This is a genomic window from Streptomyces sp. NPDC005408 (assembly GCF_040606445.1).
Taxonomy (GTDB): Bacteria; Actinomycetota; Actinomycetes; order Streptomycetales; family Streptomycetaceae; genus Streptomyces.
This window is the reverse complement of the sequence record NZ_JBEXEX010000016.1, coordinates 56,967-76,710: the sequence shown is the minus strand read 5'-3', so window position 1 is coordinate 76,710 and position 19,744 is coordinate 56,967. Positions and strand designations below refer to the sequence as shown.

Sequence of the window (19,744 nt, the reverse complement as noted above, 5' to 3'; positions counted from 1 at the left end):
CGGGTGAGCGGCGGGGGCCGGTGCTTGTGGCACCGTCCCCCGCCGTCAACTACCGAACCTCTGAGGTCAGGCCTGCTCGGCGTCCGCGGCCGGCGCCTCGTCAGCCGGGGCCTCGGCGGCGGCCGGAGCCTCAGCAGCCGGAGCCTCGGCGGCGGCCGGGGCCTCAGCAGCCGGAGCCTCAGCAGCGGCCTCGGCCGGCTTCTCGGCCTCGGCGGCGGCCGGAGCCTCGGCGTCGTCGGCCTTCTTCTCGCCCTCGAGGAGGTCGCGCTCCCACTCGGCGAGCGGCTCGCCGGCGGCCTTCTCGCCCGGCTTGGAGTCACCGGTGGCGACGCCGGAACGGGCGATGAGGCCCTCGGCGACGGCGTCGGCGATCACGCGGGTGAGCAGGGTGACGGAGCGGATCGCGTCGTCGTTGCCCGGGATCTTGTAGTCGACCTCGTCGGGGTCGCAGTTGGTGTCCAGGATCGCGACGACCGGGATGTGGAGCTTGCGCGCCTCACCGACGGCGATGTGCTCCTTCTTGGTGTCGACGATCCAGACGGCGCTGGGCACCTTCTGCATCTCGCGGATACCACCGAGGGTCTTCTCCAGCTTGGCCTTCTCGCGGGAGAGGACCAGGAGCTCCTTCTTGGTGAGGCCGGACGCGGCCACATCCTCGAAGTCGATCTGCTCAAGCTCCTTCAGACGCTGAAGGCGCTTGTAGACGGTGGAGAAGTTGGTGAGCATGCCGCCCAGCCAACGCTGGTTGACGTACGGCATACCAACGCGCGTCGCCTGCTCGGCGATGGCCTCCTGGGCCTGCTTCTTGGTGCCGACGAACATGATGGAGCCGCCGTGGGCGACGGTCTCCTTGACGAACTCGTAGGCGCGGTCGATGTACGACAGCGACTGGAGCAGGTCGATGATGTAGATGCCGTTGCGCTCCGTGAAGATGAATCGCTTCATCTTCGGGTTCCAACGACGGGTCTGGTGACCGAAGTGGACGCCGCTTTCCAGCAGCTCCCGCATCGTGACGACGGCCATGGCCGTATCTCCTTGGATTCTCGGTTATGTCCTGACGCCCCGACGCGCCGTGCCACAAGGGACCGAGGAGCGCGGCCACCGACCTGAAGAGGGTGTGGTGGCGGGGCGTGCGAAGTCGACCCGGTGACCCGGATCGCCAGAAGAAGTGTACGGGACCCGCGCAGTGCCGGGTGACGGCGCTGTCCACAACCGGCCGGTACTCCACAGATCTGGACCATGATCCACTCTGTTGCGGATTTCGCGGGACGGTCTGTGCCATGTACCGCGCCATGTGTCTGAGACTTCTCGTCCTGCTGCTGACCCTGCTCTGGGCTGGCACAGGCCCGGCCCGGGCCGACGATTCCGGCGGCCGGAGCTGGCCGCTGGGGCCGCCGCGTCCCGTGGTCGTGTGGGGGTGGGAGCCGCCGGCCTCGGCATACGGGGCGGGGCACCGCGGGGTGGATCTTGCCGCGCGGCCGGGCACAGAGGTACGGGCGGCCGCGCCCGGCCGGGTCTCGTTCGCCGGCCGGGTCGCGGGCCGGGGCGTGCTCACCCTGACCCTCACCGGTACGGGGGACCCGCCGCTGCGCACGACCTATGAACCGGTGCGCCCGCTGCTGCCCGAAGGCGCACAGGTCAGCGCAGGCCAGGTGGTGGCGGCCGTCGAGCCGGGGCCTTCGCACTGTGCGTCGGGGTGCCTGCACTGGGGACTGCTGCGCGGGGGCGAGTATCTCAATCCGCTGTCACTGCTGCCGCCCTCGCTGCTGCGTCGCGCGCCGTCCCGGCTGCTGCCGGTGTTCGGCGTCCCGCCTGTCGATCCGGCCGCTGCAGCGCCTGTCGATCAGGTCGGCGAGCCGCTTGGCACACCGGTACGCGCACCGGTTCTGGCGGGGGCGGGCGGGGCGCTGCACACGGCGCTACTGGTGGCGGCGGCCGCGGTGTCCCAGTGGGTACTGCGGCAGGGCCGGGCGACATTTCCGCGCGGGACGGGTCCGCGCCTTCGCGGGGTCAGCCCTGTACGCCTCGCAGTGCCATCGACACGGCCGCTTCGGCGATCGCCTCCGGGTCCTCCGCCGCGCCGATCTCGATGCGGCGCACCGCCGCGTCCACCACACCCTGCAGCAGCATCGCCGCCAGCCGGGGCTGCTCCTGGCCCAGCTCGCCCAGCGCCTCCACGATCATCGCGATCAGCCCGCCGTGCGCGGCGCGGATCTTCTCCCGCGCACCTGCGTCCAGCTCGCTCGCGGAGATCGCGACAACGGCCCGGTGCCGCCGGTCGCCCACGAGCTCCAGCTGCTTGCGTACGTACGCCTCGACCTTGCCCTCGGCCGTGTCCGCCTGCTGCATCGCGGACTCGACCTCGGCAGCCCAGACGGGGAAGTCGACCGCGCACAGGTCTTCGACGACCGCGGCTCGCGAGCGGAAGTACTCATAGACAGAAGACCTGGCCAGGCCCGTGCGCTCGGCGAGGGCGGGGAAGGTCAGCGCCTCCGTACCGCCCTCGGACAGCAGGGAGCGCGCGGCGTCCAGCAGGGCGCCTCGCTGCATGGTCCGGTGCTCGGCCACGGAGGCCGCTCGAATCCTGGGCACGCCTCCACTGTACGGATGTGGCGAATGAGGCAGGGACGATTCCGCGTCAGCGCCCGACGTCGGCCAGCTTGGCGCGCAGTTGCAGCACCGACTTCGTGTGGATCTGGCTGACCCGGCTCTCGGTGACCCCGAGGACATTGCCGATCTCGGCGAGGGTGAGGCCCTCGTAGTAGTAGAGGGTGACGACGGTCTTCTCCCGCTCAGGCAGGGTGTTGATGGCGCGAGCGAGCAGTCGGCGCAACTCCCGGTCCTCGGCCACCTCGACCGGGTTGTCGGCGGCCGTGTCCTCCAAGGTGTCCATCAGGCTGAGCCGGTCACCGCTCTCGCCGCCGACATGCAGCAGCTCCTCCAGCGCGACGACGTTCGCCAGTGACAACTGGCTGAAAACCGCATGCAGTTCGTCCACCGGGATCCCCATCTCGGCGGCGACCTCGCACTCCGTCGGCGTACGCCGCAGCTGCGCCTCCAGAGTGCCGTAGGCGCGCTCCACGGCCCGCGCCTTCTGCCGCACGGACCGCGGGATCCAGTCCAGGGCACGCAGTTCGTCGATCATCGCGCCACGGATCCGGGTGATCGCGTACGTCTCGAACTTGATGGACCGCTCGATGTCGAACTTCTCGATGGCGTCGATGAGTCCGAAGACTCCCGAGGAGACGAAGTCCGCCTGTTCAACATTGGACGGAAGCCCCACGCTCACCCGTCCCGCGACGTACTTCACCAGAGGTGAGTAGTGCAGGATCAACTGCTCGCGCAGCCGCTCGTCACCCGTGCCCTTGTACGACCGCCACAACTCGTCGAGCGACGAGGGAGCGGGGGGCCGCACGGTGCCACGGGCAGCGGGTGGCACTGCCGCGCGATCAGACCCGGAGGTGTGCTGGGGCATGCGTTGCCTTGAGCCGTTCTGCTGTGAGGGGGGAGGGGGACGAGCGTCTGGGCCGGGAACCAGGTGAGCGTAGCGTGACTGTGGTGTCGCGGTGGGCGAAGGACGGGGGAACGCACCTCTGCGGGTATCCGCCCTCGCCCACACCTTCGAACCGGGGCCGACGCCGCGCGCGCCGGCCCCCGAGGCGTCGCAGAGAGGCTTGCAAAGGTCATCGGCATCACCTTTTCACCCGAATGCTCCAGGTCAAGGACCGCCTCGCCGCGCGTTCGAACCGCGGATGGCGCTGTGGGTCAACTGCCATCCGTCCCCGTGCCGTTCGACGAACCCCAGGCTGTGCAGTTCGTACAGCCTGCCGAGCGTCTCGTCGGTCGTCGTCCCGGCGGCCCGGGCGAGGCGCTCCCCGTCGACCGTGCCACGGGCGGGCAGGGCCTCAAGGACCCGGGCGCTGACGGGATCCAGCAGATCCCTCGGGAGCACGGGACCCCGGCGCTCCGGGGCGAGATCGCCGATGTCCCCGACCAGCTCGGCCACTTCGGCGGCGTCCGTGACCAGCACACCCTCCCCGCGCAGGAGTTCGTGAACGCCCGCCGAGAGCCCGCTGGTGGCCGGTCCCGGGACTCCTATCGTGTAGCGGCCGAGGGTCAGTGCGCTGCGTGCCGTGACGAGCGAACCGCTGCGGTATTCGGCCTCCACGACGACGGTGCCCCTGGTGAGGGCTGCGATCACCCGGTTCCGCAGGACGAATCGGCTGGGCGTGGGATGGTCCCCCGGTGGTAACTCCCCAACGACCAGCCCCTGTTCGGCGATGCGTCCGATCAACTCGGCATGGCCGCGCGGATACACGACATCGACCCCGCAGGCGAGTACGGCGACGGTGGCGCCACCCGCGGCCAATGCGCCCCGGTGCGCCGAGCCGTCGACCCCGAAGGCCGCCCCCGACACCACGACCCAGCCGCGCTCCGCGAGCCCCGAACCGAGAGTGGCCGCCATGTGCGCCCCGTACGGAGTGCAGGCCCGCGCCCCGACGACGGCGACCGAGCGCAGCGCCCATTTCCGCAGGTCGGCCCGTCCTCGCACCCAGAGTCCGATCGGTCTGGCATCACCGAGATCGTCCAGCTGGGTCGGCCATTCCTGGTCACCGGGGCAGACGAAGCGGCCTCCGACCGCTGCGACCGCCGCCAGATCGCGGTCGGGGTCGGCCGCCGCCGCCCGTATCCGGTAGCCCGCGAGCCGTCTCGCCTTGGGTCCCGTCAGCGCGTCCTCCTCATGCTCCGGTGCGGTGAGCCGCGCCATGAGCTCCCGGGCGCCTAACTCGCGCAGCCATCGCCCGCCGTGCTCGTCGCCCGGCTCGATCACCCGCGTCAGCGCAGCCCGCGCAAACCGCTCCTGCTCCCCTGCGCCCGCCCGCGCATCTCTCCCTGTCCCTGAGCCTGCCCCCGCCTCTGCCGCTCCCCCTGCTGTCCCTGCTTCGGGCATCACGGTCCTCCCGCGCCGACCGGCATCGATGCACCACGCGAGATGCCCGTACGCAGCCCCAGGGCCAGATCGACGTCGTACGCCTGCGGCCGGTCTCTTCCCCCGAGGTCCGCGATCGTCCACGCCACCCTCAGCACCCGGTCGAGGCCCCGAGCCGTCAGCAGTCCCCGTTCCATGTCCCGCTCCGCCGCGGCCAGCGCCCCGGGCGCGACCTGCCAGCGCGTACGCAGTTCATGGCCCGGCACCTCGCTGTTGACGGTCCACGGTGTGCCCTGCAGCCGGGCCGCGGCACGCTCTCTGGCCTCCCGCACCCGGGCCGCGACGGTCGCCGTCGGCTCGCCCCGGCCGCCCTGGCACATCAAGTCGCCGCGGGTGACGGGCTCGACCCCGACCCGCAGATCGACCCGGTCGAGCAACGGCCCGGACAGCCGCGCCTGATAGCGCCGGATCACCGACGGCGGGCACTCGCACCCCGCGCCGTGCAGGGTGTGCCGCCCACAGGGGCAGGGATTCGCCGCCAGGACCATCAGGAAGCGGGCGGGCAGCCGCACCACTCCCGCACTCCGCGCCACCACCACATGCCCCGATTCCAGCGGTTGCCTCAGAGCGTCCAGCGCCTTGCCCGAAAATTCGGGAGTCTCATCGAGGAACAGCACGCCCCGATGGGCGAGCGATACTGCTCCCGGTCTCGGCAGACCGTTCCCCCCGCCGACGAGCGACTGCATCGTCGCCGAGTGGTGCGGCGCGCAGTACGGAGCCGTCCGCACCAGAGGCTGGCCCGGCGGCAGAATGCCCGCCACCGAGTGAACGGCTGTGACCTCCAGGGACTCCCGCCTGGTCAGCGGAGGCAGCACCCCGGGCAGCCGTTCCGCCAGCATCGTCTTGCCGGCGCCGGGCGGCCCGTGCAGCAGCAGATGGTGGCCGCCCGCCGCCGCGACCTCCAGCGCCGTCCGCGCCGCGCGCTGCCCTGCGACATCGGCCAGGTCAGGCCCCTCGGCGGGCTCCCTCGCCAGCCCCGCGCCCACGCCCGCGCCAGGCACCATCAGCCCCGCCAGCATGGGGTCCGGACTGCCCTCCGGGACCGGCTCCTCCTGCGGCACCGGTTCATTGGTCAGTACGGCGATGAGCTGGCGCAGACTGCGGACGCCGAGCACGGAGACTCCCGGCACCAGCGAGGCCTCCCCCGCCGTCTGCTCCGGGACCACCACCTGCCGGTAGCCCGCCTCGGCGGCCGCGAGGACGGCCGGAAGCACGCCACGTACCGGCCTCACCCTGCCGTCCAGGCCCAGCTCGCCGATCAGCACCAGATCGGCGATGTCCTTGGCGTCGATGCGCTCCGCCGCACCGAGCACCGCACAGGCCACCGCGAGATCGAAACCGCTTCCCCCTTTCGGCACGGAAGCCGGGCTGAGCCCCACGGTCAGCTTCTTCTGCGGCCACTCGGCGCCGGAGTTCACCACTGCCGCCCTGACCCGGTCCCGGCTCTCCGAAAGGCTCTTGTCCGGCAGCCCCACCAGCGTGAAGGCGGCCAGGCCCGGCTCCAGGTCCGCCTGGACCTCGACCACCACACCCTCGACGCCGACCAGCGCCACGGAACACGCTCGCGCGAACCCCATCAGGCCACCCCCTGCACATGCTCGACCAGGGGTGCGCCACGCCTGGGCAGCACCACTCCCACCAGGTCGATGCGCACGCCCCCGGGCGGCGGCCCGCCGTGGCGGTCAAGCCAGCATTCGGCGAGCCGTCTCAGCCGCTCCGCCTTCGCCGGCGTGACTGCGGCCATCGGATGCTCGAACGGGCCCGCCCTGCGGGTCTTGACCTCGCAGACGACCACCGTGCCGCCGTCACGGGCCACGATGTCGATCTCACCGGCCCGCCCGCAGCGCCAGTTCCTGGCCAGCACCGTCATTCCGGCCTCGGCCAGCAGCCGCGCCGCCAGATCCTCGCCGTACCGCCCCAGTGCCCCCGTCGCGTTCATATCGGCACCACCTCCGGCACCGACTGTGACGCGTCAGACCATCCTTAGTGGATCTTGGTGGACAGCCTGTTCATTGTGGATAACCCGCTCACCCTTGGAGATCAGCCACCCGCGAGATCAGCCACTCGGCAGTTCGAGATCGCTCTTGTTGAGCTCCTCGATATTCACGTCCTTGAACGTGAGCACCCGCACCTGCTTGACGAACCTGGCCGGTCGGTACATGTCCCAGACCCAGGCGTCCGCCATCGAGACTTCAAAGAAGACCTCGCCCTGCACCGAATGCACCTGCATCTCGTAGTCATTGGTGAGGTAGAAGCGGCGCTCGGTCTCGATCACATATTTGAACAGCCCGACGACATCTCGGTACTCCCGGTAGAGCTTCAGCTCCATCTCGGTCTCGTACTTCTCGAGGTCCTCGGCGCTCATGGCATGTTCCCCTTCAGCCGTGCGTCCCCCCATTGTGCGCCAGCCCCATGCACCCCTAGACGATTTCGGGGGCCAGGACGACCGGCGTACTCGGAGGACCCTCGTCGAGCAGCGTGCGCAGCAGCTCGGCGAGCCTGGTCGGATACACCGTCTCACGGGCCGCCGACAGTTCGGCGGAGGTCCACCACCTCAGACCAGCGACACTGCGCTGCTCAAGCTCCGTCAGCCCGCCCGGGGCCGTGGTCGTCTGTGCCGTACGCGCCAGGAAGTACCACTCGTCCTGGTCCCAGCGGCATCCGTCGAACGGAAACGAGCAGGTCCGCCGCCACAGCACCGGTCCCAGCTCGACCTCTGTGATCCCGGTCTCCTCGGCCAGCTCGCGCAGCGCGGCCTCCTCCCGGGTCTCGTCGCCCTCCAGACCGCCGCCCGGCGTGAACCACCAGCGGTCGGCCGGATCCTCCGGCTCGTACCCGTGCATCAGCAGAATGCGGTCCTGGGGATCGAGCAGTACGACCCGGGCCACCCTCCGCAGCTCGCCCGTCTCCGACTCCCGCAGCTCGCCCGTCTCCGGCTGCCCCGGTTCGCCCGCCTTCCGCTCCCGCAGCTCGCCAGGCCCCGGTACCTCATCCGACACCGGCGGTCGCCTTCCTGCGTCCGCCGCCGCCCGGCGCCCCGCGCCGCTTCCTGAAGAGCCGCGTCGAGATGGGACCGTACAGCGCCCCGCCCACGATCAGCGCGGCCCCGACCACCACCGACCCGACCACCAGCTTCACCGGCCCCGGCTGGGACACGCCTCCCGGCAGCGCGGCGAAGCCCTTGGGCCGCTCCAGCAGACCGCCGTTCAGAGGCCACGCCACGGCGTCCAGACGCGCCTTCACGGCCGAGCGCGGCACCGACCCCTGCCCGGGGTCCTGAAGGTGTACGCGGGAGTCCAGCGAGCCCATGCGCTCGTCGCCCAGCATGAACAGCTGGCCATCGGGCACGGTCGCCGTGAACTTGTTCGACGCGGGTCCCTTGGTGCGCAGATACGGTTCATCAATGGCCTTGCCGTTGACGGTCAGCTTGCCGCCGTCGCCGCAGCAGGCGATCGTGTCGCCGCCCACGCCGACCACGCGCTTCACCATCGGCATATCGCCCCACTGCTTGTCGCGGAAGACCACGATGTCCCCGCGCCGCACCTGGTCGCCGTCTATCCGCTCGGCCAGCACCCGGTCCCCCGCCTGCACGGTCGGGGTCATCGAGTCGGTCGGCACGGTGTACGGCTGGTAGACCACGGCCCCCCAGATGAACCCTCCGAGGAAGAGCACACAGCCGACGGCCACGGCCAGGCCCGACAGTGCATTGCCGAGCCGGCCGCGGCCGTCGTCCGTACGTACTGTTCCGCTCATCCCAGCGCTCCCCACCTCGGAGATTCAGTCCCCGGGCATCCGGGCCCCGGGGATCGGCGATCTGGGACGGCACCCTACCCGGCGGTACGCCCGGAGGTCAGCCTCCTCCTGCGCCAGAGCACGATCGGCAGTGCACCGATCGCGCCCATGGCCAGGGGCGCGGCCGTGGTGGCAGCGGCGGCAGCGGAATTGATCCCCGGCTGGTCGAAGGTGTCGGGGACCGGCAGCGTCGCCCAGCGGTTCAGCGGCCAGGCCACCACCACGGCGCGTCCGACGACCTTGTCGACCGGTACGAAGCCGCCGTTCTTGTCTTCCATGTGGTAGCGGGAGTCCCGGGAGTTCTGCCGGTGGTCGCCCATCACCCAGATCCGGTCCTTGGGCACCTTGAAGGGGCCGAAGGGCTGGTCGTCGCAGGGGGTGTCGCCGGGGAAGATGTACGGCTCGTCGAGCGCCTTCCCGTTGACCTTGACCGGGCCGCCCTTCTTGCACTCCACGGTGTCGCCTGCGACCGCGATCGTCCGCTTGATCAGGTCCTTCTCCTCGGCCGACGGCATCAGGCCGATGAAGCTGAGGAAGTTCTGCACGGCGTTCGGGGTCGGGGTGGGCTCACCCTCCAGCCAGCCGCCCGGGTCGTGGAAGACGACGACCTCGCCCCGGTCGGGCTCCGAGCCGAACCACGGGGTGAGCTTGTCGACCAGCACCCGGTCGCCCCGCTGCAGGGTGTTCTGCATCGAGTCCGAGGGGATCGAGAACGCCTGCACCAGGAACGTCTTGATGAGCAGCGCGAGAAGCAGCGCGATACCGATCAGGAGCGGCAGTTCCTTCCAGAAGGATCGCTGCTTCTTCTGTCCCGTACCACTGCCCTCGGACGATCCGCCCTCAGCGCCCTCGACGCTGTCGTCGTCCACGGTGCCCGCCGTCCCCGGCGTACCCGCCGCCGATTCGTCCGTCACGGCTGCGGGCGACTCGGCGGGTTCCCCCGGCCTCTCCTCCGGCCCGTCGTGTCCGGATCGTGCGCCGACCGCCACATCCCCCACATCCACTCCTCACTCCGTGCGAACCGCCTGCCCCGAAGGCGGAGCAGGCCCACTACTCCCATAACGAGCGGGAGTTCCGCAGGGCTCGGGAGCGGGATCATTCCGTTCAGATCCTGAGGTGACACCCTATTCGACGGTTGGAGTGCTGATGTCGACCCGGCACGCGCATTCGGTACGGAGGCGTACGTCTCGGGCTCCTCCAGCTTCCGCCAGTGGCCGAGCGGCCAGGCGATGACGACCGCGCGTCCGACGACCTCGCCCTCCGAGACCGTGCCGCGGTCCTTCTCGTCGAGATGGAAGCGCGAGTCAGCCGAGTTGGCCCGGTGGTCGCCCATGACGAAGATCCGCCCGGCCGGCACCTTGACCTCGAACTTCAGCGTCGAGGGAACGTTTCCGGGGTTCAGATACGGCTCGATGAGCGGTACGCCGTTGACGGTTACCCTGCCGTCCTTGTCGCAGCACTTGACGGTGTCCCCGCCGACGGCGACGACCCGCTTGATCAGATCCTGCTCGTCGTCGGAGGGCAGCAGTCCGATGAAGGTCAGGCCCTGTTTGACCTGCTTGACGACGACCGGGTCGTCCTTCTTCGGCTTCTGCTCCTGCCGGAGCCAGCCGCCCGGGTCCTTGAACACGACGACGTCCCCCCGCTGCGGCTTCGAACCGAACCAGGGGGTGAGCTTGTCCACCAGCACGCGGTCCTGGATCCGTATCGTCTGCTCCATCGAGCCCGACGGGATCACAAAGGCCTGCACCAGGAACGTCTTCAGAACGAGAGCGATCATCAGCGCCACGGTGATCAGGAGGGGTATCTCCTTCACGGCCGAACGGCGGCGCTTGCGCTTCACCTTCTGGGCGAGCCTGCGCCGTTCGGCACGGCCCGGCAGTGTCCGGCTGCCGTTCGTCGGCCGGGTCCCGGTGGGCAGCCGAGTGTCGGACCGGTGGCTCGCTCGACGCCCGCGGTTACCCATGGGCGCCGCCCGGCATTCGTTCCGCCTCCGGAACGCGCGCAAAGGCGCCGGACGGCTCCAGCGAAGTCCAGCGGCCGACCGGCCAGCCGATCCAGTCCGCGCGCCCGATCACCTTGTCGACGGGCACCATGCCACCGCCGGGCTCCCCGAGATGGTCGCGGGAGTCGCGCGACTTGCTCCGGTGGTCCCCCATGACCCACAAAGTGCCCTCTGGGACGACGATGTCGAAGGGGACCTCTGAAGGGACGTCGCCGGGATGCAGATATCTCTCGTCGACGGGTACGCCGTTCACCTCGACCCTTCCCCCCTTGTCGCAGCAGACCACGCGGTCACCGCCGACGCCGACCACGCGCTTGACGAAGTCGGTCTCGGCGGGCTCGGCCAGCCCCAGCGCCGCGAACACACCGCGCGTCGCCGCACTGACCGGGTTCTCCTCCAGGCCCTCCCGTACGAAGGATCCCGTGCCGTCGAAGACGACGACATCCCCCCGCTCAGGCCCCGAACCGAAACGGTACGCCAGCTTGTTCACCAGCACCCGGTCCCCGACCTGAAGGGTGGGCTCCATCGAGCTGCTGGGGATCTGGAAGGGCTGCACCACGAAATGGCTGAACAGCAGCACGACGACGGTGCATCCGAGACCGAGCAGCCCGGCCCTGTTCCAGGACATCCCGGAGAGACGTTTACCCCGCTGTCCGGAGGGGCGCGATGAACGCACAGAGCGCGACCCCTCTCCCTCTTCCCCGGCTTCGGGGGCGGGAGAGCGGTCGCGCTCCGTGTGCTTCGCTTCGGTGTCCATCGGGGCCAGAGCCTATCCGGCGACCATGTGAACCCGGCGTGAGTGTGAGCCGAAGCTCAGGCGCGAGAGGCGAGCCGAGGCTCAGTTGTCGCGCTTCTCCTTGATCTTGGCGGCCTTGCCGCGCAGCTCGCGGAGGTAGTACAGCTTCGCGCGACGGACGTCACCGCGGGTGACGAGCTCGATCTTCTCGAAGATCGGGCTGTGCACCGGGAAGGTGCGCTCGACGCCGACGGAGAAGGAGACCTTGCGGACCGTGAAGGTCTCGCTGATGCCCGAGCCCTGGCGGCGGATGACAACGCCCTTGAACTGCTGGATACGGGAGCGGTTGCCCTCGATGACGCGAACGTGGACGTTCACGGTGTCGCCCGGACGGAAGGCGGGGACGTCGCTGCGCAGCGACGTGGAGTTGACGGAGTCGAGCAGGCTGGCCATGAAGGTCTGCTTCCTCGCCGATGCCACAGGTCATCAGCGGAATGATCGAGATGAGAATCAGGGTGCTGTCCACATCGAGCGGGCGTCGTTCCCCCTGTGGCAGGGGCGCCCACTGGACGTACAGCAGCGGCCTATTCTTCCACGGCCTCGGGCCTGCGCCAAAATCGGCCGCCGGGCTCCGGTGCCCAGCCCAGGATGGACAGGATCTCCCGGTCCTTCTTGTCGAAGGCGGACGGATCGCAACGCTCAATCAGATCGGGCCTGTTGGCGGCCGTACGCCGCAGCGCCTCGTCCCGCCGCCAGCGCGCGATCTTCCCGTGGTGCCCGCTGACCAGCACCTCCGGAATGGCGCGACCACGCCACTCGGGCGGCTTCGTGTACACGGGACCTTCGAGCAGATTGGCCATCGCGCCGGGGGCGAAGGAGTCGTCCCGGTGCGATTCGGCGTTGCCCAGGACGCCCGGCAGCAGCCGGGCCACGGCCTCGGTGATCACCAGTACGGCAGCCTCACCGCCGGCCAGGACGTAGTCGCCGATGGACACCTCGTAGACCGGAATCCGGGTCGCGTACTCGTCGACGACCCGGCGGTCGATGCCCTCGTAGCGGGCAGGCGTGAAGATCAGCCACGGCCGCTCGGAGAGCTCGACGGCGAGTTCCTGGGTGAAGGGCCGGCCGCTGGGGGTGGGCACGACCATGACCGGTCCGTGCGCGCCCGCCTCGTAGCCGCTCGCCAGCGCGTCGTCGAGAGCGTCGCCCCAGGGATCGGTCTTCATGACCATGCCGGGACCGCCGCCGTAGGGGGTGTCGTCGACGGTGTTGTGCCGGTCGTACGTCCACGCGCGCAGGTCGTGCACATGGACATCGAGCTGTCCACGCGCGCGTGCCTTGCCGACGAGCGAGACATTCAGCGGTTCGAGGTACTCGGGGAAGATCGTGACGACGTCGAGCCGCATCAGTTCTCGTCCCTCGACGATGCGATCTCCGCCTCGCTGTCGTCGATGAGCCCGGGCGGCGGTGTGATGACGGCCCGCTGCTTCTCCAGGTCGATCTCGCTCACGATCTCCTCGACGAAGGGGATCATCACCTCGCTGCCGTCGGGCCGCTCGACGATGAAGAGGTCCTGCGAGGGAAGGTGGCTGATCTCAGTGATCCGGCCGATCGCGGTGCCGTCGGAGAGGACGACATCGAGGTCCATCAGCTGGTGGTCGTAGTACTCCTCGGGTCCCTCGGGGAGCTCCTCGGGGTCCACGTCGGCGATCAGCAGAGTGTTGCGCAGGGCTTCGGCGGCGTTGCGGTCCCGTACGCCCTCGAAACGCAGCAGCAGACGGCCGCTGTGCACCCGGCCGGTCTCGATCGTCAGCGGCCCCGTGCCGGCCGGGTCGGTGGCCAGTACGGCGCCGGGGGCGAGCCGCAGTTCCGGCTCGTCCGTGCGCACCTCGACGGTGACCTCGCCCTTGATGCCGTGGGCGCGGCCGATCCGCCCGACTACCAGCTGCACTCTTCTCTCTCCTCCGATACGACTACGGGCCGGGGCGGGCTCGTAAGCCCTCCCCGGCCCGAGCCGGTGTTCAACAACGTGTCAGTGAACCTGATCCACGTCGACGAGGTCGACGCGAATGCCACGGCCACCGATGGCGCCCACGACGGTACGCAGGGCGCGTGCGGTGCGGCCATTGCGGCCGATCACCTTACCGAGGTCGTCGGGGTGGACCCGGACCTCGAGCACACGCCCGCGGCGCAGGTTGCGCGAGGCGACCTGCACATCGTCCGGGTTGTCGACGATGCCCTTCACGAGGTGCTCGAGAGCCTCCTCGAGCATGCTCAGGCCTCGGTCGACTCGGTGGACGCGGCCTCGGCCTCGTCCGCCTTCTTGTCGGCCTTCTTCGCCTTCGGGGTGATCGCCTCACCCTTCGGCTCGTCGCCCTCGATGGCCTTGGTGAAGGCCTCGAACGCGGCGCGCTTGTCCTTCGGCTCGGCCACGAGCAGCGGCGCCGGGGCCGGCAGGCCCTTGTGCTTCTGCCAGTCGCCGGTGAGCTTCAGGATGGCGAGGACGGGCTCGGTCGGCTGGGCGCCGACGGAAAGCCAGTACTGCGCGCGCTCAGAGTCGACCTCGATGCGCGAGGGGTTCTGAACCGGGTGGTACAGACCGATCTCCTCGATGGCCCGGCCGTCACGGCGGGTACGGGAGTCGGCGACGACGATGCGGTAGTGAGGCGAACGGATCTTGCCCAGACGCTTCAGCTTGATCTTGACTGCCACGGGAGTGGTGTCTCCTGGTCTTGACGTGGTTGGGCACAACGAGATGCCACGTGGGGTTGCGGTACTCGGGTGCCCGATGGACGCGTCAGCCGGAGGCGAGAGGGTTCCTGTGCGGCTGTCGAGTACAGCTAGCCATTGTGCCACACACCTGCGGCGGGCTTGCACCCGGCCGGCTCGCACCGCCCCCGTCGGCGGCCCGACCCGGCGGGCGTCGGCGATCAGCTCGCCGCGGCGACCACTTCCGGGATCCGGAAGGGTTTGCCGCAGCCGCCGCAGACGATGGGTGCCTGGGCGAGAACGGACGGAACGACCCGGACATTGCGCCCGCAGTCGCAGACCGCCTTCACGCGCACACCGCCGCCGGACGAGCCGTGCCGGGCGGCAGGCCCGCGGAAGGTGCGCTTGGTGTCGGAGGCCGTGGCCACCGTGTGCGCCTTGAGGGCGCGCTGAAGTCTCTCGATCGTGGGTCGGTACCGCCTCTTTGCCTCGGGATTGAGCGCGACCAGCGAGAAGCCGCTGCTGGGATGCGGCTCGTCGACATGGTCCAGGCCCATCTCCTCGGCGATCGCCAGGAATCGGCGGTTGTGATAGCGGCCGGCGCGTGAGGTGTCGCGGACACCTCGGGCGGCGGCGATGCCGTGGACTGCCTCATGGAGCAGTCGCTCGAAGGAGAGCTCGGCGCCACAGGCGGACGAGGACTCTCCGATCAGGGACTCTGGCGCGGCAAGATCCGGCAACTCGGGGTGGTGCCGCTGAATATCGGCCCACGCCTGTGCCAGCTCTGCGGCGAGAACAGGTGGTGTCGTGCTCACGTCGTGATAACGAGCCGAGGCGCTCGCGGGTTCCATTCCGGGGCATCCCAAATAATTTGCACGTACCCGTCAGTTGCCACTGATGCGTCCTGACGAGGGCGGGTGCGCTGATCTGCGGAGAAGCTTCGCAGCTCACAACAAGGTGGTACGTAGCGGCGCGTACGCCCCAGCGCGTAGACAACGTCCGCGCGCCGGGGCTGCTACCCGGTACCGGGTCGCTCAAGCCTCAGTAGGCGCGGGCCACGATCGCGACAGTACCGGGGGCGTCGTCGGCCTCGGGCACCGACCCGTCCTCGGCGACCAGACACCGTACGGACACGGCCTGCTCGGCGAGCTTGGCCTCGCCGTCCTGCCCCAGCGTCGACCAGGGGATACGGGCCCAGCCGCCCGCGACTGCCGCCTCGGCGGCCTCTTCGATCGTGCTCACCTCGGTCGTACGGGACTCACGGCGCTCCCGCGACTCCCGCAGCAACTGCGCCTGGTCCTCCTCCAGAAGCGCGGGCAGCAGCTCGGCCAGGACATCGAGCCGGACCGGCTCCTTGCCTCCCGGGATACGGCGGGCGAGCATCGCGGTGCCCGCCTCCAGGTCGCGCGGGCCGATCTCGATCCGTACCGGAACGCCCTTGAGCTCCCAGTCGACAGCGCGACGGCCGAAGGGGGTGTCGGTGCGGTCGTCGACCTGCACCCGCAGGCCCGCGGCCTTGAGCCGGTCGCCGATCTCGCGGACCTTTGCGACGGCCTCGTCGCCCTTGATGGCCATGACGACGACCTGGACGGCGGCGAGGCGGGGCGGGACGCGCAGTCCGTTGTCGTCACCGTGCGACATGATCAGGCCGCCGACCATCCGGGTGGAGCTGCCCCACGAGGTCTGCCAGGCCAGCTCCTGCTTGCCGTCCTTCGACAGATACGTGGTGTTGAAGGCCTTGGAGAAGTTGGTGCCGAGCTCATGGCTCGTACCCATCTGAAGAGCCTTGCCGTCGCCCATCATGCCTTCGAGCGTAAGGGTATTGATGGCTCCGGCGAAGCGCTCCCTGGGCGTCTTGCGGCCGAGCACCACGTCGATGCCGAGGACGTTGACCATGAAGTCCGCGTAGACATCCCTGTGGATGTACGCGGCGTAGTCCCGGGCGTCCTCGTAGGTGGCGTGGGCCGTGTGGCCCTCCTGCCAGAGGAATTCCGTCGTACGGAGGAAGACCCGCGGGCGCATCTCCCAACGGACCACATTGGCCCACTGGTTGATCAGGAGCGGCAGATCGCGGTAGCTCTGGATCCACTTCGAGAAGTAGTCGTTGATGATCGTCTCGGAGGTGGGGCGTACGACGACGGGCTCGTCGAGCTCCTTGCCGCCACCGTGGGTGACGACCGCGAGCTCGGGCGCAAAGCCCTCGACGTGCTCAGCTTCCCGAGTCAGGTAAGACTGGGGGATGAAGAGCGGGAAGTAGGCGTTCTGGGCACCCGCGTCCTTGATGCGGGCGTCCATCTCCTGCTGCATCCGCTCCCACAGGCCGTATCCGTACGGTCGGATGACCATGGTGCCGCGCACCGGGCCGTTGTCCGCCAGCTCGGCCTTGTTGATCAGGTCCTGGTACCAGCGTGGGAAGTCTTCCGCCTGGGGCGTGAGAACGGGTGCCTTTGCCATGGCGCGCATCGTACGGCGACAGCGGTACCGAACGTGAATCGGCCTGCGCCCTGGGGGCGCACGCCGGTGGCACGCAAGCATTGCCTTTCAACCCCTGGACTTGCGGACGCATGCGGAGTTCTCTGGCATACGGGGGGAGCGCAGGCGTACGCACACGGGGGGCTGTCCTTCAGGGCTCGGCTGACCTCTTGGCGGATTGGGGCGCTTTCTGATGACACCAACGCTCGTCCAGCACCGACCCCACGCGACGTCCGCGGCTCCGTCCCCGGCGGAGGCGTGTGCGCGGGCCCGTGACTGGGCCGAGATCCAGGAACGGATGCTGGTGCCGCTGTACGAGGCGGTGTACGAGCGCCTGGAGGTCGGTTCGGGGACGCGACTGCTCGGCCTCGGCTGCGGGTCCGGTCTGGCGCTGCTGATCGCGGCCGCGCGCGGTGCGAGCGCGACCGGCTGCGACACGCACCGCGAGCGGCTCGCGCTGGCGCGGGAACGGATGGCTCCGGACGCGGGTGAGCGCCGTGACGTCGAGCTGGTGGAAGGCGATCCTGCGGCGGATCCCGCGCGGCCTCCGTACAACCTGATCACCGCGTTCCAGCCGATCGGGTGTGCGGCGGGTGACTCGGAGGGCCTGGGGCCGGCGCTCGCGGCGGCCGTCGAACTGGCCGACCACGGCAGCGCGGTGGTCCTGACCGGCTGGGGCCCACCGGAGCGGTGCGCCACTTCGGGCGTGCTGCGGGTGGCGGGCCGGCTGACCGACCCTCTGCGCACGGGCGGCTGGCGCCCGGCCCTGCGGGACGACCTGGAGGACGTCGCCTCCCGTGCCGGCCTGAAGCCGGACGGCTCGGGGCGTGTGGCCTGCCCCTTCGGCTACGCGGACATGGAGAGCGCGGTGCGCGGACTGCTGTCGACGGGGCTGTACGGGGCGGCGGTGCGGGCGACGGATCAGTCGCAGGTGGAGAAGGAGATTACGGAGGCGCTGCATCCGCATCGACGGCGGGACGGGACCGTGTGGATGCCGAATGTGTTCCGGTACTTGATCGCGCGGACGCGCTGAGGGAGGCGGTCCGGCGGCCGCGGTGGGGTGAGGGACGCTCCGCAGCTTACGGTCCCCCGGCGGCGCCTACGCGTCCTTGTCGAGGCGCGCGATGCCCGCCGCTCGGTATGCCGCGTCCTCGTCCAGCGTTTCGTGGGCCAGGAGCGCCGTGGCCAGTGCGTCCAACCGGTCGCGGTTGTCGCGGAGTTGGCGGCAGGCGCTCTCGTAGCACTCGTCGACGATGCGGCGCATCTCGTGGTCCACGGTGTCCAGGGTCGCGGGGGCCGCCGCAAGGCCGTACGGCTGCTGGGGGTCGCCCGGGATCGCGGTCAGTCTGCCGACCCGCTGGCTCATGCCCCAGCGGCCGACCATGCCCCGGGCCAGCTGGGTGACCTGTTCGAGGTCGCTCTCCGAGCCCGTCGTGATCACGTCGTAGACGACATGCTCGGCCGCCATGCCGCCCAGCGCGCCGACGATGCGGCCGCGCAGATACTCCTCGGTGTACGCGTACTTGTCGGCGTCCGGGGTGGAGAGCGTGACGCCGAGCGCCCGGCCGCGCGGCACGATGGTGACCTTGCGGACCGGGTCGGCGCCCGGCTTAAGCATGCCGAGCAGGGCGTGGCCGCTCTCGTGGTAAGCGGTGCGGCGGCGTTCCTCCTCCGGCATCACCAGCGGGCGCTCCGCGCCGAGCTGGACCTTCTCCAGGGCGTCGAAGAGAGCTGACTGAGTGACCGCGGGCTGCTTGCGCTTGACCGCGAGAAGCACTGCTTCGTTGGCTAGATTGGCGAGGTCCGCGCCCGTCATTCCCGGTGTCGCGCCTGCGATCCGGCCCAGGTCGACATCATCGGCGAGCGGGATCTCCCGGGTGTGGATCCTGAGGATCGCCTCCCGGCCTGCCCTGTCCGGCGGTGAGACCTGGACGACCCGGTCGAAGCGGCCGGGCCGGGTCAGCGCGGGGTCGAGAACGTCCGCGCGGTTGGTGGCGGCGAGGACGATCACGCCCTCCGAGCCGGTGAAGCCGTCCATCTCGGTGAGGATCTGGTTGAGCGTCTGCTCGCGCTCGTCGTGCCCGCCCATGCCCGCGCCGCCGCCGCGAGCCCGCCCGATGGTGTCGATCTCGTCGATGAAGACGATGGCGGGGGCCACCTTGCGCGCCTCGGCGAAGAGTTCGCGGACGCGGCTCGCGCCGACGCCGACGATCATCTCGATGAACTCCGACGCCGACGCCGAGAAGAACGGCACCCCTGCCTCGCCCGCGACCGCCCTCGCGAGCAGCGTCTTCCCGGTCCCGGGCGGCCCTGCGAGCAGTACCCCGCCCGGCATCCTCGCGCCCATCCGCCGGTACACCTGCGGGTTCTTGAGGAAGTCGACGACATCATCGAGCTCGCCCTTGACCTCGTCGATCCCGGCGACGTCCTCGAACGTGGTGCGTTTGCCCGGCTCGAGCTCGACCGGTCTGGGCGGCGGCTTGGGCCGGAGCATGCCGCCCAAGCCGCCGCCCAACGCGGCGCCCATACGACGGGCGATGAACACCCACAGCAGTACGAGCAGCGCCATTGGTGCGAGCGAGATCAGCAGATTGGCCAGAAAGCTGCGCTCTTGGACGACCGGCTGGGCCGTCACGGTGACCTTCTGCCGACTCAGCTCGTCCCACAGCTTGTCGTCGGCGAAGGCGGGACGCTGGGTCTTGAACTTGGTGTAGTCACCCTCGCCGTCGGGGGCCGGGGCCTTCTTCTTGAGCTGGCCCTGGATCGCGTCGCCCTTGGAGTAGATCTTCGAGACGTTGCCCGCCGTGACCTGCTTGCTGAACTCCGTGTACGGGATGGTGGGCTCGCCGACGCCGTTGAAGAAGGACAGCAGGAGGTTGGCGATCAGATAGACGACGAGCGCGGTGAGGACCAGCCCGATCCAGCCGCCGGGCATCTTCCTCCTGGGCGGAGGCGGCGGGGGCGCGCCCTCGGAGCGCCACGGCTGGTCCGTCCGGTCGCGTGGGGGTACGGGGTTGGCCACGCCTGCTCTCCTCCGCCC

At 69.9% G+C, this 19,744-nt stretch carries 20 protein-coding genes and 2 pseudogenes; 2 read left to right on the top strand and 20 right to left on the bottom strand.

Annotated elements, in window-relative coordinates:
* Positions 1-66: 66 nt before the first annotated feature.
* Positions 67-1,023, bottom strand: a complete 957-nt coding sequence (gene rpsB / locus ABZS64_RS17580; protein ID WP_355829805.1) for a 30S ribosomal protein S2 — start codon at positions 1,021-1,023, stop codon at positions 67-69.
* A gap of 338 nt (positions 1,024-1,361) precedes the next feature.
* Here rpsB and ABZS64_RS17575 point away from each other — a divergent pair.
* Positions 1,362-1,829: pseudogene (locus ABZS64_RS17575) on the top strand (M23 family metallopeptidase); the annotation flags it as partial.
* Between the two features lie 181 nt (positions 1,830-2,010).
* Here the strand turns inward: ABZS64_RS17575 and ABZS64_RS17570 are convergent.
* From ABZS64_RS17570 to proS, 18 genes and pseudogenes are all read right to left on the bottom strand, one after another.
* Positions 2,011-2,568 carry a TetR/AcrR family transcriptional regulator gene (locus ABZS64_RS17570; RefSeq protein ID WP_355830002.1) on the bottom strand — a complete coding sequence of 186 codons (558 nt, stop codon included), beginning with the start codon at positions 2,566-2,568 and terminating at the stop codon, positions 2,011-2,013.
* 70 nt (positions 2,569-2,638) lie between these two features.
* Positions 2,639-3,475: an RNA polymerase sigma factor WhiG gene (gene whiG, locus ABZS64_RS17565; RefSeq protein ID WP_355829802.1), complete on the bottom strand. Its 837-nt coding sequence runs from the start codon at positions 3,473-3,475 to the stop codon at positions 2,639-2,641.
* A 243-nt stretch (positions 3,476-3,718) separates the two neighbouring features.
* Positions 3,719-4,951 (bottom strand): DNA-processing protein DprA, encoded by a 1,233-nt coding sequence (dprA, locus tag ABZS64_RS17560; RefSeq protein ID WP_355829799.1) that lies wholly within the window; start codon positions 4,949-4,951, stop codon positions 3,719-3,721.
* On the bottom strand, positions 4,951-6,567 hold the full coding sequence (locus tag ABZS64_RS17555) for a YifB family Mg chelatase-like AAA ATPase (protein WP_355829796.1): 1,617 nt from the start codon (positions 6,565-6,567) through the stop codon (positions 4,951-4,953). The genes dprA and ABZS64_RS17555 overlap by 1 nt, the downstream gene beginning before the upstream one ends.
* Entirely contained in the window at positions 6,567-6,929 is a 363-nt protein-coding gene (locus ABZS64_RS17550; protein WP_355829793.1) for a YraN family protein, read from the bottom strand. Before ABZS64_RS17550 ends, ABZS64_RS17555 begins: the two co-directional genes overlap by 1 nt.
* A 117-nt stretch (positions 6,930-7,046) precedes the next feature.
* Positions 7,047-7,355 carry a DUF2469 domain-containing protein gene (locus tag ABZS64_RS17545; RefSeq protein ID WP_003993268.1) on the bottom strand — a complete coding sequence of 103 codons (309 nt, stop codon included), beginning with the start codon at positions 7,353-7,355 and terminating at the stop codon, positions 7,047-7,049.
* A gap of 55 nt (positions 7,356-7,410) precedes the next feature.
* Positions 7,411-7,911 carry an NUDIX hydrolase gene (locus ABZS64_RS17540; protein WP_355829999.1) on the bottom strand — a complete coding sequence of 167 codons (501 nt, stop codon included), beginning with the start codon at positions 7,909-7,911 and terminating at the stop codon, positions 7,411-7,413.
* A 67-nt stretch (positions 7,912-7,978) separates the two neighbouring features.
* Complete coding sequence (lepB, locus tag ABZS64_RS17535) at positions 7,979-8,743, bottom strand: signal peptidase I (RefSeq protein ID WP_355829791.1); 765 nt, start codon at positions 8,741-8,743, stop codon at positions 7,979-7,981.
* Positions 8,744-8,817: 74 nt separating this feature from the next.
* Positions 8,818-9,771, bottom strand: coding sequence for a signal peptidase I (gene lepB, locus ABZS64_RS17530; RefSeq protein WP_355829996.1), 954 nt, complete (start codon positions 9,769-9,771; stop codon positions 8,818-8,820).
* A pseudogene (lepB, locus tag ABZS64_RS17525) lies at positions 9,674-10,748 on the bottom strand (signal peptidase I); the annotation flags it as partial. The gene lepB (ABZS64_RS17530) and the pseudogene lepB (ABZS64_RS17525), both read right to left, overlap by 98 nt.
* Complete coding sequence (lepB, locus tag ABZS64_RS17520; RefSeq protein ID WP_355829788.1) at positions 10,741-11,544, bottom strand: signal peptidase I; 804 nt, start codon at positions 11,542-11,544, stop codon at positions 10,741-10,743. The gene lepB (ABZS64_RS17520) and the pseudogene lepB (ABZS64_RS17525), both read right to left, overlap by 8 nt.
* 81 nt (positions 11,545-11,625) lie before the next feature.
* Positions 11,626-11,976 carry a 50S ribosomal protein L19 gene (gene rplS, locus ABZS64_RS17515; protein WP_355829785.1) on the bottom strand — a complete coding sequence of 117 codons (351 nt, stop codon included), beginning with the start codon at positions 11,974-11,976 and terminating at the stop codon, positions 11,626-11,628.
* 131 nt (positions 11,977-12,107) lie between these two features.
* Positions 12,108-12,929 (bottom strand): tRNA (guanosine(37)-N1)-methyltransferase TrmD, encoded by an 822-nt coding sequence (trmD, locus tag ABZS64_RS17510; RefSeq protein WP_355829782.1) that lies wholly within the window; start codon positions 12,927-12,929, stop codon positions 12,108-12,110.
* Positions 12,929-13,474, bottom strand: coding sequence for a ribosome maturation factor RimM (gene rimM, locus ABZS64_RS17505; RefSeq protein WP_355829779.1), 546 nt, complete (start codon positions 13,472-13,474; stop codon positions 12,929-12,931). Before rimM ends, trmD begins: the two co-directional genes overlap by 1 nt.
* An 81-nt stretch (positions 13,475-13,555) precedes the next feature.
* A complete protein-coding gene (locus ABZS64_RS17500) occupies positions 13,556-13,795 on the bottom strand; it encodes an RNA-binding protein (protein WP_018850017.1) in 240 nt (79 codons plus the stop codon).
* Between the two features lie 2 nt (positions 13,796-13,797).
* Positions 13,798-14,235, bottom strand: coding sequence for a 30S ribosomal protein S16 (gene rpsP / locus ABZS64_RS17495; protein WP_355829776.1), 438 nt, complete (start codon positions 14,233-14,235; stop codon positions 13,798-13,800).
* 218 nt (positions 14,236-14,453) lie between these two features.
* Entirely contained in the window at positions 14,454-15,047 is a 594-nt protein-coding gene (locus ABZS64_RS17490; protein WP_355829773.1) for a hypothetical protein, read from the bottom strand.
* Positions 15,048-15,273: 226 nt separating this feature from the next.
* Entirely contained in the window at positions 15,274-16,686 is a 1,413-nt protein-coding gene (proS, locus tag ABZS64_RS17485; protein ID WP_355829770.1) for a proline--tRNA ligase, read from the bottom strand.
* 211 nt (positions 16,687-16,897) lie between these two features.
* Here proS and ABZS64_RS17480 point away from each other — a divergent pair, with 211 nt between their 5' ends.
* Complete coding sequence (locus tag ABZS64_RS17480) at positions 16,898-17,737, top strand: SAM-dependent methyltransferase (protein WP_355829767.1); 840 nt, start codon at positions 16,898-16,900, stop codon at positions 17,735-17,737.
* A gap of 66 nt (positions 17,738-17,803) precedes the next feature.
* Here ABZS64_RS17480 and ftsH read toward each other — a convergent pair whose 3' ends face one another.
* Complete coding sequence (gene ftsH / locus ABZS64_RS17475) at positions 17,804-19,726, bottom strand: ATP-dependent zinc metalloprotease FtsH (protein ID WP_355829765.1); 1,923 nt, start codon at positions 19,724-19,726, stop codon at positions 17,804-17,806.
* Positions 19,727-19,744 lie beyond the last annotated feature (18 nt).

Bases quoted from the DNA above. Each gene is read 5' to 3' on its own strand.
- lepB (WP_355829791.1), bottom strand. From the start codon at position 8,743: ATGAGCGGAACAGTACGTACGGACGACGGCCGCGGCCGGCTCGGCAAT.
- whiG (WP_355829802.1), bottom strand. From the start codon at position 3,475: ATGCCCCAGCACACCTCCGGGTCTGATCGCGCGGCAGTGCCACCCGCT.
- trmD (WP_355829782.1), bottom strand. From the start codon at position 12,929: ATGCGGCTCGACGTCGTCACGATCTTCCCCGAGTACCTCGAACCGCTG.
- proS (WP_355829770.1), bottom strand. From the start codon at position 16,686: ATGGCAAAGGCACCCGTTCTCACGCCCCAGGCGGAAGACTTCCCACGC.
- ABZS64_RS17500 (WP_018850017.1), bottom strand. From the start codon at position 13,795: ATGCTCGAGGAGGCTCTCGAGCACCTCGTGAAGGGCATCGTCGACAAC.
- ABZS64_RS17480 (WP_355829767.1), top strand. From the start codon at position 16,898: ATGACACCAACGCTCGTCCAGCACCGACCCCACGCGACGTCCGCGGCT.
- lepB (WP_355829788.1), bottom strand. From the start codon at position 11,544: ATGGACACCGAAGCGAAGCACACGGAGCGCGACCGCTCTCCCGCCCCC.
- ABZS64_RS17545 (WP_003993268.1), bottom strand. From the start codon at position 7,355: ATGAGCGCCGAGGACCTCGAGAAGTACGAGACCGAGATGGAGCTGAAG.
- ABZS64_RS17555 (WP_355829796.1), bottom strand. From the start codon at position 6,567: ATGGGGTTCGCGCGAGCGTGTTCCGTGGCGCTGGTCGGCGTCGAGGGT.
- dprA (WP_355829799.1), bottom strand. From the start codon at position 4,951: ATGCCCGAAGCAGGGACAGCAGGGGGAGCGGCAGAGGCGGGGGCAGGC.
- rplS (WP_355829785.1), bottom strand. From the start codon at position 11,976: ATGGCCAGCCTGCTCGACTCCGTCAACTCCACGTCGCTGCGCAGCGAC.
- rpsB (WP_355829805.1), bottom strand. From the start codon at position 1,023: ATGGCCGTCGTCACGATGCGGGAGCTGCTGGAAAGCGGCGTCCACTTC.
- ABZS64_RS17550 (WP_355829793.1), bottom strand. From the start codon at position 6,929: ATGAACGCGACGGGGGCACTGGGGCGGTACGGCGAGGATCTGGCGGCG.